Annotated in this window: 7 protein-coding genes (1 of these 7 only partly in view); all 7 read right to left on the reverse strand. The window is 69.6% G+C overall.

Features of this window, described 5'->3' with window-relative positions; translation table 11 throughout:
• A protein-coding gene (locus D450_RS0102745) for a GDSL-type esterase/lipase family protein (RefSeq protein WP_017537147.1) crosses the window boundary here: on the reverse strand, window positions 1-1,175 show its 5' portion. It extends 13 nt beyond the left edge of the window; 1,175 of the gene's 1,188 nt are visible here — the first part of the coding sequence; the start codon lies at window positions 1,173-1,175; the stop codon falls past the left edge of the window.
• Between the two features lie 162 nt (window positions 1,176-1,337).
• On the reverse strand, window positions 1,338-2,078 hold the full coding sequence (locus D450_RS0102750) for a hypothetical protein (RefSeq protein WP_017537148.1): 741 nt from the start codon (window positions 2,076-2,078) through the stop codon (window positions 1,338-1,340).
• 50 nt (window positions 2,079-2,128) lie between these two features.
• On the reverse strand, window positions 2,129-2,791 hold the full coding sequence (locus D450_RS0102755; RefSeq protein ID WP_241483031.1) for a hypothetical protein: 663 nt from the start codon (window positions 2,789-2,791) through the stop codon (window positions 2,129-2,131).
• Between the two features lie 60 nt (window positions 2,792-2,851).
• Window positions 2,852-3,553, reverse strand: a complete 702-nt coding sequence (locus D450_RS0102760; RefSeq protein ID WP_017537150.1) for a hypothetical protein — start codon at window positions 3,551-3,553, stop codon at window positions 2,852-2,854.
• A gap of 38 nt (window positions 3,554-3,591) precedes the next feature.
• On the reverse strand, window positions 3,592-4,257 hold the full coding sequence (locus D450_RS0102765) for a hypothetical protein (protein WP_241483032.1): 666 nt from the start codon (window positions 4,255-4,257) through the stop codon (window positions 3,592-3,594).
• Between the two features lie 37 nt (window positions 4,258-4,294).
• Entirely contained in the window at window positions 4,295-4,663 is a 369-nt protein-coding gene (locus D450_RS33180) for a hypothetical protein (protein ID WP_152520791.1), read from the reverse strand.
• A gap of 231 nt (window positions 4,664-4,894) precedes the next feature.
• Window positions 4,895-13,864 (reverse strand): DNRLRE domain-containing protein, encoded by an 8,970-nt coding sequence (locus D450_RS0102775; protein ID WP_017537153.1) that lies wholly within the window; start codon window positions 13,862-13,864, stop codon window positions 4,895-4,897.
• Window positions 13,865-14,007: the final 143 nt, after the last annotated feature.

A 14,007-nucleotide genomic window follows, 5' to 3' on the forward strand; every position in this document is an offset into this window, starting at 1 on the left:
GTGAGCGAGACGGTCACTTCCTCGGAGTAGGGCCCGGTGTGCCACCCCTTGTCGGCGCGGACCTGGACCAGGTACCCCGTGCCCGGGCGGGGCGACTCCAGGGTCCAGGTGCGCTCGTGGGCGGGCTGGGGGCGCTCCTTCTGCCAGGTGGGGGCCCGGTCCCCGGGCGGCTCCTCGGCCCAGCGCACCCGGTAGTCGGTCGCCCCGGGGACAGGGGCCCACGCCAGCCGGACGCCCGGACCGGGCCCGGTCTCGATCCGGGGCTCGGGGGCGGTCTTAGGGCCGAACCCCACCTCGGGCAGGGGGCGCGGGTAGGGCCCCCCGTAGCCGAACTCGGCGTCCAGGGCGTCGGCGTAGGCGGCGGCGATCTTCAGCTCGCCGCGCGCGTTGGGGTGGGTGCCGTCGTAGGTGTCGCGCTCGGGGACGAAGGACTCGGCGTCGGCGACGTCGACCGGGACCACGCGGGCGCCGGGCTCGGAGTACTCCTCGGCGACGCCGCCCAGAACCGAGTTGTAGCCGCCGACCCGGGCGGAGAAGGCGGGGTCGTCCAGGCCGCGCTGGGTGGGCAGCACCTCGGCCAGGAGGACGTGGGGCGGGTCCCCGCCCTGGCGGGCGGCGTCCAGGAAGGCACGCAGGTGCTCCTCCATCTCCGCGGCGTCGCTGCCCACCCATCCCAGGTCGTTGATGCCGAGCATGACCAGCAGCACGTCGGGGTCGTGCTCGGCGACGGTCGGGCCGATCTCCTCGGAGGCGTCTTCGAGGGTGCGGCCCCACACGGCGTCGTGGGCGGTGCCGAAGCCGGGGTCGGCGTACCCGTCGTGGCCGTCCAGGTCGGCGGTGGCCCGGTTCTCCACCCCGTCCTTCGGGCCGACGAACTCCAGGTCGGGGTCGGTGGCCGAGAGGTGGTTCCACAGGCGGTAGCGCCAGGTGGCGTCGCCCGTGCCGCCGTGGGTGATGGAGTCGCCGACCGGCATGACGCGCACCCCGCGCCCGTCGTCGCCGAGGACGGAGCCGCCTCCGGACGCCGAGGACAAGGCCGAGGACGACGGGTCCCCGCCAGGGTCCGGCGCCCCGCTCCCGCCGGCGGGGTCGCACCCGGCGGCCAGGGCGGTGGCGAGGCCGGCCGCGGCCAGGACGGCGGCCGCCCGGGACCGGGGGCGCGTCGGGTCGAGCATGCACACAGCCTTCCAACGGCGACAAAAGCGGCCTACCTGGAGAAAGACCGCAGCCGACCCCACCAGGTATACCCGGCGCGGGTCACACGGGGACCACCGCGGGCACACGGCCCGGCGGCGGTCACGGGACGGGGCGGAGAGCGCGGGGCGGGGCGGGCCGGGTCAGTCCGCCGGGCGGACGCCGCCGGTGACGATGTCCTGGACACCGCCCGGGGCGCCCTCGGTCGGCCATTCCCACCAGAGCACGAGAGGGTCGTCGCCTTCCTCGATCTGCACTCCGAAGAGGACGCCGGACAGCGAGCCGCCCGCCGCCTCCTCCAGCTCCGAGTCCGCGGGATGGAGAGCGAATTCGGCGTAGGCCGCTCCGTGGAGACCGGGCGGCGCATCGACCGGTGTGAACGTGCTCAGCACCTCGCCTGTCGGGGAGATCTCGTTCACGAACCGGACGACGGCCTGATGGGCGTCGAACTGGTCCGCAGGATAGCCCGAGAGCACTTGGAGGCCGCCCACAACGGGGTCCGAGTAGACGGATTCGGTGCCCTCGGGGAACGGCGTCTCCTCAGGGTCCAACTTCTCCCAGTCGTTGTGGACGGGAAGGACGAGACCGTCGGTCTCGACGGTGCGCCATCCTTCGGGAAGGGCGTCCCCGCCTCCTTCGCCTTCCCCTTCGTCCGCCTCCGCCTCCTGGGTCGGCGCGGGGATGCCCTCTCCTGGCGGCCAGACCGAGGACTCCTCACTCTTGAACTCTTCGGCGGTCATGGCCGCGGACTTCGTCGGTGCGTCCGTGCCGGAGGAGGCGTCGGCATCGGCGGTCCCGGGAGGCCGCAGGAAGGTGACCGACAGGAGGACGGCGGAGCCGCCCGCGGCGAGGGAGACGAGGAGGGAGAGGCGTGACGTGCGCATCGGGGGATCGTTCTCGCAGGGTGGTAGGGGTCAGGGGCAGGGGCGGGTGCTCAGTCGCCGATCCATGCGCGCCATCCGTCCGGGGCGGGGCGCAGTCCGTTGAGCAGGGCCATGGCGTCGTCGGCGTCGAAGTCGTCGGCCCTTAGGAGACGCACGAGAACCGGGGCGGACTCCTGCTCGACCTGCAGCACGTAGTACGTGCCGCTCACGGCGACGCTCTCTTCGGTCTCGGGGTCGGTGTAGGCGGCGGGGTAGGAGCAGAGGCCGGCCGCATGGACCTCGGGCAGGTCGTACTCCTCGCACCCGTCGTTGGTGCCGAGCGGCAGGTCGAGTTCGTCGCCGCGGTGCAGCGAGGTCGCGTCGAGGAGGGCCTGGTAGGCGCCGGTGTCGTCACCGGGGTAGTCCAGGACGCTCAGCTCACCGAGGGGATCGCCGTCGGGTGCGCTCCAGGAGGCCGCGTAGCCGTCCTTGAGATCCTTCTCGGGCACGGCGGACCAGTCACCGGGCACGGTGTAGGAGATCCCGGCGGCATCCTGACGCTCCCAGCCGGAGGGGTCGGCCTCGTAGTGCACGGGCTCCTGGGCGACCCAGCTGAGATCGTCCGCCCCGGGGATCCCGAGCGCTCCCCCGAACCGCGCCACGATGGACACCGCGACGATGAGCGCCCCGACCAGGACCACTATGAGGGCGGGCTTCGAGAGCCGTCGTTCCATTACCGCTTTCCATCCGTCTTACCAGTGGCAAAGGCCAGTGCTCAGGGTGTGCTCAGGGGTTCACTCCGCGGGGCGCACGCCGACGGTGACGACGTCCGCCGCGTTGTGCGGATAGTCGTCCTCGGGCCAGCCCCACCAGATGAGGACGGGGGCGCCATGCGGGAACGGTTCCACTGCGTAGAGGAGGCCGCGAACGGCGCCGCCGACCTCGTCCGTCAGGCGCGGAGAGAAGGGCTCGAACGTGACCTCCGCGACCATCGCGTCGTCGGTTCCGGAGGCGGGGAACTCCCCCTGCATCGTGGGGCCGGCGACCTCCCCCGCCATCTTGAGCTGATTTCGCGTGGAAACGACCGCTCCGGTGGCGTTGCGGGAGGAGGTCATGTGGGTGAAGACCTGAGCGCGGCCGAGCCGGAGCCCGCCGCCGTCCGTCTCGGCGAGGACGGGGCCCTCCGCCTCTTCGCCTCCTCTGCCCACCGCCCACGATTCGGGTACGGGAATGTCCAAGCCGGCCTCCGTGGTCAGGGCCCATCCCTCGGGAAGCCCGTCCGCCGACGCCCCGGACGCGGAGCCGCCATCGCCGGGGGGCCAGACCACCGACTCCGCGTCCGCGAACTCATCGGCGCTCATGGCTGCGCTCTGCTCGGCGGCACCACCGGTACCGGCCGACGTGTCGCCGTACCTCCACAAGAGGCCGGCGCCCAGGCAGAGGACGAGGAAGCCCGCGGTCAGCGAAAGGGCGGTGGAGGAGGGGGACATGCGCATGGGGACCTCTCACAGGATCAGAGAGAAAGGGCGGAGATTCAGGGGAGCAGCCCGCCGTACTCCGGACGCACGGCGTCCATGAGGTCCGTCGCCGTGGAATCGGTGTCCTCCACGACGAGGACCCGCACGAGCACGGGGGCGGAGTCGCGCTCGACCTGGACAGCGAGGTAGGAGGCGGTCATGCCGTCGATCCGTCTTCCGCTCTCCGGGTCGAGGTAGGCCGCGGCGAAGGAGCAGGAACCGGCGAGGTAGAAGTCGGCCGAGTCGTATTCCCAACAGTCATCGTTCCCGGCGAGCGGGAGGTCGAGCTCTTCACTTCGCTGGAGGGAGGAGGCCTCGACGAGAGCGCGGTATGCGTCGGTCTCGGCGTCCGGGTAGTCGATCACGCTGAGTTCCCCGGTGGTGCCACGGCCGCCCGGTGAATGCCACGAGGCAGCGTAGCCGTCCTTGAGGTCGCTCTCCTCCACGGGCGCCCAGTCACCGGGGACGGCATAGGAGATCCCGACCGCCTCGTGCCGCTGCCACCCCTCCGGGTCGGGCACGAAGTGATAGGTATCGACCGGCTCCTGCTCGAGCCGGCTCAGACCGTGGGCGACGGGAACGACCACAGCCCCTCCGCCGAGCCGCGCCACGACGGACACTACGGCCACCACCACCGCGAGCCCGAGCACGAACACCGCGGGCTTGCCCGGCCCTGATCTCATTTCACCCACCTAGACCTGATCGCAAGGGGCAGGCCGTTCATTCGACCAGGCGCCGTTTGTCGGGGAACTCAGCCACATCAATGGGCGATTGCACTACGAGCGGACCATTGAGAAGTCGAGTTTCAAGATTTCCGGTGATCGCTTTCACAAGGAACTCCGCTGTGGACATATCATGATGCTCCCACGCCTCGTCCCGATAGTCGACAACCACTGACCAATCATCGGGATCACCTTCAGTGAGCCAGTAAATGTGTGCACCACCGTCATCCCCCCACCGAAGAACCCCCGGGCGAGCAGGATGAAATGGAAGCACCCCTCCACGCATCTTCAAAAAAGGCGATGAATCGATCACATCCGCCCACTCATCCGGAAATTCATCACGATTTTCGCTGTAAATATATGCCATGTCTCGGGCCCTCCAGAGCCACCCTGCACCCCCCTCAGCCCACCACCGAGGCGAGTCAATTCTCAGCGAATTTACAACAATCGCTCCGTATGAATCAACGATCTTCTTATAGTCCCGCGGAAGCCCTGTTTCAAAAACCTCCTCGACGCGACCCCAATCGACACTAGGATTTGTTTTCAATCGACTTCTACCAACCAACCCCAGAAAATCTGAANCCGCCACGACCCCTCCTCATCCGGCACGACAGACACTTCCATCCTGGTACCCATATTCATCCTCATTGAGTACGCAGACATCCCACCTGTCACCTGAACTCGCAATACCTTGCATGTGAATCGCCCAGGGCCTCGACGACGACCCTCGATACAAGGGCTCCACCGTGTACACCACCTCCTTATCTCCCTTTAGATGCCTAGCTGCCCTGTTCTCAATCCTCTTCATTCCAGAGGTATTTGCACGACTATATACAGCAACGATATTCTCGGGCACCCCCCTCCCATGGAATCTACTAGCAATCAGATGCCCCTTGTCATCCTGTTCTGAGACATACCCTGGAGGTGCAGGGCCTTCCGGATTAAGACGCTCCCCCTTCGGAACCAGATCTTCCTTTCCGCAGAATCTTCCCGTCGCCATCCCCCTCTGGTCGTTCCCTTGAATCGGGCTATAGGATATGAAGCTCTGACACTCACCATCCTCGCGCTCACCCGCACCCCCGAAGCCTACCTTCTCTTCCACCGCCTCAGCTGCTTCTTCATAGCTGCCATAATCGGCCAAATCAACATCGACCACCTTGATCCTCGTCCGCTCTTCTGCCTTTTTGCGGGTTTCGTCGATTTGACCTTGCGGGATCGGATTCTTGATCGCCGGACGCGGTTGCGGCGTATCGAGGATTTTCGCGAGGATCGCCTTGCGGGGGTCGACCTTTGGAGGAGCCGGGCGTGATGGGGCACCGCCCCGGCCTCCGCCGCTGCTCCGGCCGCTTCTCGGGTACCAGGCGCCTCCTCCCGGGGGACGCCAATGCGTCCCGCTCGAGAAACTCCCCGTTGCCGTGGCCTGGCGAGGGGGCCGCGGCCCACGCGGCGGCGGCGCCGGCCGTGTTCCGTTCTTGCCCCTGATCCGCAATCCGGTATGTGACCGCGATCCGATGAACCTCCCGGCCACCCATGCCGCCCCCGCACCGACGACCGTCCAGCCGAGCTTCACGTTCCGCTTGGCGTTCGACCAGCTATCACGAAGCCAGCGCGGCGTCGTGATCGAACCTCCCCCGCCGTAGCCTCCGCCCCCGAGCCCGGGGACCACCGGTCGCCAGCAGCGCAGCGAGAGCACACAGTGTCCTGTCGGGTCGGTATTCGCCACCGGATCCGCATTACCGTACGTGTAGCGGTTGGTCTGAACCGACGGGTCGGGCTTCAGGGTCATCGTGTCCCTTGAGGCGAACCTCCCGGTCCCCGGCTGGTACCAGCGGGCGTGCATGTTCACGTCGCCGGTCGCCGGGTCCGTCCACTCGCCCTGGTAGCCGACCGAGGCCTCCTGGCCCTGGGCCTGCACCACATCGCCGAACGGGTCGTAGGAGGCCGAACCCAGAACCTCGCCCTCCGGGGTGAAGGCCGCCAGCAGGTCGGAGTGCGTATTGCCGAAGGCCAGCCCCGGCTCGCCCTCGCCGTCGGCGACGCTCAGCAGCGCCCCGTTCTCGTCGCGCCCGTAGGAGGAGAGCACGTCGCCTCCGGGATCGGTCACGGTGATCGGGTCGTTCTCCCAGCCCGCGTAGGAGAACTCCGACCGCTCTTCAGCGGAGAGGACCCCGTCGTCCTGCGCACGCGACACCACGCGCCCCAGGGCGTCGTAACCGTAGGACACGCTTCCGTCCCCGGCCGTCGTCATCCGCTCGAAGGCGTCGAACTCCGGCGTCCGCGCGACCCCGGAGACCACCGATTCCGCCAGAGTCCCGCGCGGCGTGTACTCCCATCGGTCCCCCGCACTGGACGAGGTCAGGCGGTTGCGCTCGTCGTACTCGAACTGCACGTCCCCGGCACGCACACGGTTCCCGGAGGCGTCCCACTCGTACTCCGTCACGTCTCCGGACGGATCGGTCCACGACACCAGGCGCCCCGCGCCGTCGTAGGAGAAGGACTCCGTGCCCGCACCGGCCGTCCCGGTGGTCGTCCTGCCGACCGTGCGCCCTTCGGCGTCATAGGTGTAGGAGACCGACGGCCCACCTGCAACCGCGTCGGATGCGAGACGGCCGAGGGGGTCATAGCCCAGTTCACGAACAGCGCCGGCGTCGGTGGACACCGTGACCGGGCGGCCCTCGCCGTCGTAGGAGGTCGCCACCGTCGCGCCGGTCACCGGGTCGTACTGGCTCACCACGCGCCCGGCGGCGTCCCGCTCGAACGTGGCGGTCCCCGTCTCCTTGTCGGTCCGCGACTCCAGGCGCCCGGCGGCGTCGTAGGCCATCGTCACCGACGGCACCGGCTCGCCCGTCCCGTCGGTCTCGGGCCCGAGCAGCTGCGCGAGGTTCCCCCGGTCGTCGTAGACCGCCTGGACCTCACCGAGCGCCGTGCTGATCCGGTTCAGGCGCCCTGCCGCGTCGTATCCCAGGCTCCTGTTCGCGGCGACCGCATCGCCGCCCGTCCCGGACTCGGCCACCAGCTGGCCGAGGGCGTCGAACTCGCGGGTGCGCACGACCCCGCCCGGGGCCTCCTCGCGCACCGGATTGCCGCCGGCGTCGTAGAAGGTCCTCCACGTCCGGTCGGCCTCGTCCGGGGTCGCCTCGGTGGCCGGTTCGGTCAGGGACTCCACCAGGCCCACGGCGTTGTAGTCGGTGATGACCGAGTTCCCGCGCCCGTCCGTGGTGCGGGTCCTGCGATCCATCGCGTCATAGCCGAACGAGGTCGTGATCGTCTCGCCGTCCGCGACCGGCTCGACCAGCCCGACCATCCGACCCGCGGCATCGAAGTCCCTGCGGACCGTGTTCCCGAGCGCGTCGGTCGCCGCCACCTTGTTTCCAGCGGCGTCATACGACAGGGACGTACTGGTCCGCTCGTCGGTACCGGCGCCCGCAGTAGCGGTCTCGGTCATCCGACCGGCGAGGTCGAAGGCCGTCGTATGGACGGTCCCCTCAGCGGTCTCGGCCCGGACCGCCCGTCCTGCCAGGTCGTAGGCGAAGTGCGTCCGGCCGCCGGCCTCGTCGGTCGACTCGACGAGCTCGCCCGCGGCGTTGTACGCCGAAGTCCGGGTGTGGCCCAGGGGGTCGGTCATCGACACCACGCGGCCGCCCGCGTCATAGGCGTACTCCGTCGTATAGGCAGCGGCCTGGGGCAGCCGCTCGACCCGGGTCTCGGTCACCTGGCGGCCGAGGTCGTCGTAGGTCGCCTCGGTAAGGGCGCCCGAGGGGTCGGACACCGCGGCCGTCTCTCCGGTCGGCATCGAGAGCATGACCCAGCGGCCCGCCTCGGCCCCCTCTTCGGCCGGCGGGTCGGTGACCACCGCGAGGTTCCCCAGCTGGTCGTAGGAGTAACTCCGGGTGGCCCCCAGGGCGTCGGTCTGCGCCGTCTTCCTCCCCAGGTCGTCGTAGGCGACGGTCGCCCGAGGCGCGATCACGGCCCCGTCCGGGCCGGTGTACTCAGGGGCGGTCTGAGCGACGACGCGGTCAGCCGCGTCGTATTCGGTCACGGTCGTTCCGCCTTCGGCGTCCACTTCGTGGGTCCGGTTGCCGAAGGCGTCGTAGCCGTAGAGCGTGGTGGGACGTCCGCGTTCGGCGGAGCCGCCCTCCGACTCGATGTCCACCTCGGGCCCGCGGACCTCAACCAGGTCGCCTCGGGCGTTGTAGCGCATGTCCGTGGCGTAGTCCGAGGCCGACGCGCCCTCTACGGCCCCCCTGGGGTCGACTTCGCGCACGACACGGTCGAAGGCGTCGACGGTGTACCGGGTGACGAGGTCCTCGTCGCCGTTCTCCACGGTCTCGGAGACCAGGTTGTCCCCGGCGTCGTAGGCGTACCGGACCTCTTCGACACGTTCGGCGCCGGCGGCGGTCCGACTCTCGGAGAGCACATTGCCGTTGCCGTCATAGGAGTAGGAGGTCGAACGGGCCAGCCCCTCCGGATCGAGGACCTCCTCGGTGAGGAACGATGCCGCGTCATAGGTGGAGACCGTCCGTTTCTCCCCGCCTTCGGTCGTATGGGCGACGGTGTTCCCGGCACCGTCGTACTCGAACTCCTCGAGAACGACGTCACGCGGCTCGTTTTCGTCGTTGAGCACCGCCCCCTGAGCCGTCACGCGGGCGGGGAGGCCGTCGGCGTAGTAGTCGTAGGCCGTCGTGCGGCCGACGGCATCGGTGACCGAGGCCAGACGCCCGGCGGGGTCGTAGGCCCGCGACTCCAGCACCAGGGTCGTCGGCTCGATCGGCATGTCGGGGTGTCCCGTCCAGCCGATGAGCCTCTTCTCGGCCACCTCTCCGCGGAGGGTGTAGGTGGTCTGGAACTGCGTTCCCTCGGCGTCGATTCGGGTGACCACCGCCCCCGTGGCGTCGTAACCGGTGCGGGTCACGGCTCCTTCGGGGCCGGTGTGGGCCTTCTCCCGGCCGTGGTCGTCGTACTCCCACGTTTCGACGCGCGCGGCCCCCTCGGCCTCGAGGTCGGCCGTCTCGGCCGTGAGCCGGTTGCCGTCGGCGTCGTAGGTGTAGGTGGTGCGCGCGGTGTGGCTCGCCCCGGTGACCTCGTTCTCCACCGTCGGGGCGGTCTCGGTGAGCACGCGCCCGGCGCCGTCGTAGGTGTAGGCCGTCGTGGCCGACTCGCCTTCGGGGCCGTCCGAGGCGGTCTCGCTGAGGACCCGCCCCAGGCCGTCGTAGGTGAAGGTCGTCGTCAAGCCGTTGGGGGCGACGACCTCGGCCCGGTCGCCCGCCGCCGTGTACGCGTAGCGGGTCGTACCGCCGTTGGGGTCGGTCTCCGAGGCGAGCAGCCCCGCCGGAACCGTTCCCCCGCCCACGGCCGGTTCGGTGCCGTCCGTGTAGGTGAAGTGCCGCTCCCGTCCGTTCGGGAAGCCGTCGGTGGGCGGACCCGACTCGGACCGCTGCTCACCGTGCTCGGTGTAGGCCCACCATGTGCGGAACTCCTCGTCGAGGAAGTCCTGCGAGCGCGGGTCGTGGTAGCTGGTGAGCTGGTCGTTCCTCGGGTCGAAGGGGTCGTCCGCGTTGTGGAAGTAGTGGAACCAGTCGGCGAAGCAGTTCTCGCCCGCCGTGTCACGGCAGGTCTTGCGCCCGATCCGGTTTCCCCGCTCGTCGTTGTAGTACTCGGTGACGGCCCCGTTCGGGTCGGTGACCTCGGCCAGGAACCCGCCGACGTCGTAGCCGTAGGTGGTCGTGTAGCCGAGCTGGTCCTCTGTGCGGATGAGCCGGTGGCCTTCGAGCGCGTCGTAGGTCGACACGGTGGTGCCGCCCCTCGGGTCCGTGACGGTGACCTCCGCCGTGGCCTCCGGCTCCTCGGCGCCGGTGTCGCCCCGGTACACCCGGTCGCCGTAGAGCCATTCGCCCCCGTCGGCGTCCACATGCCGCTCCACACGCGAGGTGGACTCGTCATAGGAGAGGGCGTCCTGCACGCGCTCCTCCGGGGAGAGGGCGGAGACGAGGCGGTCGGCGGGGTCCTGCCCCGATTCGGCGTGCATGCGGACGGTGTCGGGGTGCAGGGGCCGCTGGTACACGGCGACCTCGTCGATGCGCCCGTCGAAGGGGAACTCCCCCTTGGTGTCGCGGGTGGCGGGCCAACCGGAGTCGGCGACGCCCCGTCCGGCGTACAGGAACTTCATCGCCCGGTGGTCGACCTGGCCCTCCAGGCTGCCGACCTGCTCCCCGTCGATGTACAGGCGCTGTTCCGTACCGTCGGAGGTCAGTGCGACGTGGTGCCATCCGCCGTCGTTCACCGGCTCCGGGGAGACGATCGAGGAGCCCGCGCCCTCGGAGTTCCAGAACCCGCCCCGCAGCTTGCCGTCGGTCCCGACGTAGAGCACCGGCGTTCGCTGGTCCGGGTCCTCCTCGGCGTCCATGGCGCCCAGGACCGTGCCCTCGCCGGTCGTGGAGATCCACGTCTCGACGGTGATCCGTGTGCCGATCCGCTGCAGGAGCGAATCGGGCAGGGACGCATGCCCGACGCCCGCGTCGAGGGAACCGCCCGGGGTCCCGGCGAGGGGGTGCTCCGAGCCGAGGGCCCCGTCTGCGGTCTCGACCGGCTCTCCGCCCAGGGCCTCGTGGATCTCGTCGGCCGAAGAGGTGCCTTCGCCCTCGTCGAACCGCCAGTAGCCGTACGGGTTCGCGTCCAGGACGGCGGCCCGGTAGTGCGAACCGTCCTCGTAGGAGTAGCCCGTGCAGCCGCCCTCCGGGTCGCAGACCGAGGTGAGGCGGTCACCGTCGTACGTGTAGGTCCACTCCGCCGAGGTGCCGTCCGGCCCCTCGGCCGTGACCGATGAGACGTGGCCGTCGGACCATGCGAAGCGGAGCAGCCGCCCTCCGGCACCGCTCGCCGTGGACAGGCGGCCGTCGCTGTGCTCCAGCGTCTGCTCCCGTCCCCGGTGATCGGTGACCTTCACAAGGGCCCCTTCGGCATCGAAGAGGTAGGAGTCGCCCTGCTTGTCCATAAGGCGCCATCCCCCGCCGTCCGTGGCACGGAGCGTGGCGAACATGCCCTTGGGCGGGGTGAAGGAGCCGTCGCCGTTGCGGGCGAACCGGTACTGGCGGCCGTCCGGATAGGTCACGACGGCGTTGCCGGTCCCGTCGGCGTCGGTCAGCAGCCGCATGTCGAAGCGGGTGCTCCACCCGGACCCGAACATGCCGTCCTGACGAGGGTCGGCGGAATTGAAGGTGCGCGTCACGGTGAGCGGCGGTCCCGGGGTGGGGACCGAGGCGTCGGTCTCGGCGCGGGTGAAGTTGCCGAGCAGCGGGTCGACCTCGCCCTCGGCGCCGACCGTTCCGCCCGCGGCGAGCCGAGAGGTGACCGCGGGCTGATCGGGCTCGGCCCCGACGGTCAGCCAGGGCCCCTCCGTGGTCTCTCCGCCGTCGCGCACCCAGACGGTCCAGGAGTAGTGGCCGCCCCATTCCATGAGGCCGTCGGGGAGTTTCCAGGAGGTCTCCTCCTGCCAGCCGGAATCGGTGCACTCCCAGTCGGGCCACTCGCCGTCACAGAAGACGAACCAGAATTCCAGGCTGTCGTCGGGCCAGGAGTCGTTATTGCGGCCGACCGCCGTGAACTCCGGCCTGAGCGTCGCAACGGTCGCTCCGTCGCGGGGGCTGTAGTCCACCAACTGCGGCGGCAGGTCGGGGACCTCGAGCTTGAGCTGGGCGGTTCGGGGGACGCCCCAGGCGGCGAACGACTGGGCCTTGTGCGTCATGTCGAACTTGACGGTCCACTCGCCGGGAGGCAGCGGTCCGACCTTCGCCTTCACCGTGACCGTCTCCCCCGTCGAGACGTTCTCCGGCATCTCGGTCGTCGGGGCCTCGTGGTAGACGCGCTCCCCGTCCGGTCCATAGAGCCCATAGCTCAGCTCGTAGCCGTTGGAAGGCGTCCAGGTCTCCTTGCCCCGGTTGGTGACCTCGACGTCGACGTAGGTGGCGCGATTCGCGGTGGGCGCGGGGTCGGCCTCCGGAGGGTCCTGGGCGAAGCCGTAGTCGGCGCGGTAGGGGCTGTAGACGACGGTCATGTACGGCGCGCCCCACGATTCGCGGCTGCCGAACTTCTTCCAGCCGTAGCTGTCGGACGTCGAGGCCCTGACGGTCAGGCCTTTGTTCGACTTGTCGCCGTCCACCCAGGCCTGGACGAGGTCTCGGCCGCGGTCTCCGAGGTCGATGCCCTCATAGGCGGCGGGACAGGAGCTGGAGGAGGCGCCCGCGGGCATCCATCCGTTGGCGAAACTCTCTCGGCCGAGCGGGGTCGAGTCGTACTTCGGCCCCGGGTACCCCGCGATCTTCTTCTGGTTCCACGAACCGGTGACCTCGTGGACGGTGACCGGCTTAGGGGTGCAGGAGTAGGACCAGTGGTTGAACAAGTAGAGCTCGGCGTTGTAGATCTTGTGGTGCTCGAGCTCCTCCACCATCGACGAGAAGCGCAGGTACGAGGCGGCCTTGGTCGACCCCCCGTTGTAGGTGCCGGCCTTGAGGTCCCTGTCCTTGTAACGCGACGAGCGGTAGCCGCTCTGGACGTAGGTGTCCTGGGAGGCGTTGTAGTTCCACGCCGCCGTCGGGTCCACCCGCACCGGGTAGGTGCGGTCCCCGCTGGAGAGCCAGTCGAAGTCCGCCGTCACCACAAGGGTCCAGGAGCCGCCCTCCTCGACGAGCTCGAAATGCACCTCGTCCGACTGGGCGCCATCACCCGACCGGGGGTCGATGTCGGAATCGCTCATGTAGCCGGCGGGGATGTGGCCCTCAGAGTCACCGGACTCGGGATCGACGAGGTCGATACCGCCGTCATCTGCTTTTCGCGGCTCCAGACCGTCGAGTTCCAGCGGGAACCGCCACACGGCCCCTTCGGGGCTCTCCGGCGCCTCGTCGAGGACGATGGTCTCCTTGACCGCTCCGCCCCGCAGCGCGGTGAGCTCGATCCCGGCACCGTCGAGCGCACCGTCGTAGACGATGGTGTCGGGGTCGTCCCCGCTCACTTCACCGCGGGCGTCCTCCGTCCCCTCGGCAGAGAAGGCGATGGACCGCCCGTCCTCGGTCTCCATTCTGGCGAGCGGCGCGCCGTCGGCCGTCTCGGAGAAGTCGACGTCGTTCGCATCGGCCTTGTTGCTCCACACGCCGGCGCGCTCAGGGACGAGGGAGGGATCGATCTCCTCCCAATCGCCCTCCTCGTTCTCGAAGTGGAGCGGCTCCAGGGAGAAGTCCGTGGCGAGAGTGCCGTCGGCGTTCCGGTAGGTGCGGGAGAACTCGTCCCGCTCCTCCGGGATCTCCTCGCTGGTGTCCGGATCGAAGCCCTCGACCTCCGGCTTCTCCGGTTCCTCCATGGTCCGGGTCTCGGCCTGCGGAGGCTCGACCGAGGCCTCCTCGGGGACGTCCGGCACCTCCCGCGGCAATGCGTCTTCAGGCGGTTCGACCGCACCGCCGCCGTCGCCTTCGGCGATCGCCTCGTCGGCGCCCACCTCGTGGGGCCGACCGTCCGCACTTCCCATCCGCTGCTCAGGAGTCGCGACATCGGCGTCGGCCACGGGGCTCAGGCGCGGCATCCACACCGTCTCGGCATCCGGGACCAAGGCGAGAGGGGCGAGGACCGCCAAGACGGTCGCGAGGACCGCCGTATGGACGGCGAGTCGACGGGCAGCGGCAGGCAGGGGTCGGGAGGCACGGGCGCCGGGGGTCACGTCGGTCT

Origin of the sequence: Nocardiopsis halophila DSM 44494 (assembly GCF_000341245.1) — a bacterium.
GTDB classification, from domain to species: Bacteria; Actinomycetota; Actinomycetes; order Streptosporangiales; family Streptosporangiaceae; genus Nocardiopsis_A; species Nocardiopsis_A halophila.

Bases quoted from the DNA above. Each gene is read 5' to 3' on its own strand.
- D450_RS0102755 (WP_241483031.1), bottom strand. From the start codon at position 2,791: ATGGAACGACGGCTCTCGAAGCCCGCCCTCATAGTGGTCCTGGTCGGG.
- D450_RS33180 (WP_152520791.1), bottom strand. From the start codon at position 4,663: ATGGCATATATTTACAGCGAAAATCGTGATGAATTTCCGGATGAGTGG.
- D450_RS0102775 (WP_017537153.1), bottom strand. From the start codon at position 13,864: ATGCCGCGCCTGAGCCCCGTGGCCGACGCCGATGTCGCGACTCCTGAG.
- D450_RS0102765 (WP_241483032.1), bottom strand. From the start codon at position 4,257: ATGAGATCAGGGCCGGGCAAGCCCGCGGTGTTCGTGCTCGGGCTCGCG.
- D450_RS0102750 (WP_017537148.1), bottom strand. From the start codon at position 2,078: ATGCGCACGTCACGCCTCTCCCTCCTCGTCTCCCTCGCCGCGGGCGGC.
- D450_RS0102760 (WP_017537150.1), bottom strand. From the start codon at position 3,553: ATGCGCATGTCCCCCTCCTCCACCGCCCTTTCGCTGACCGCGGGCTTC.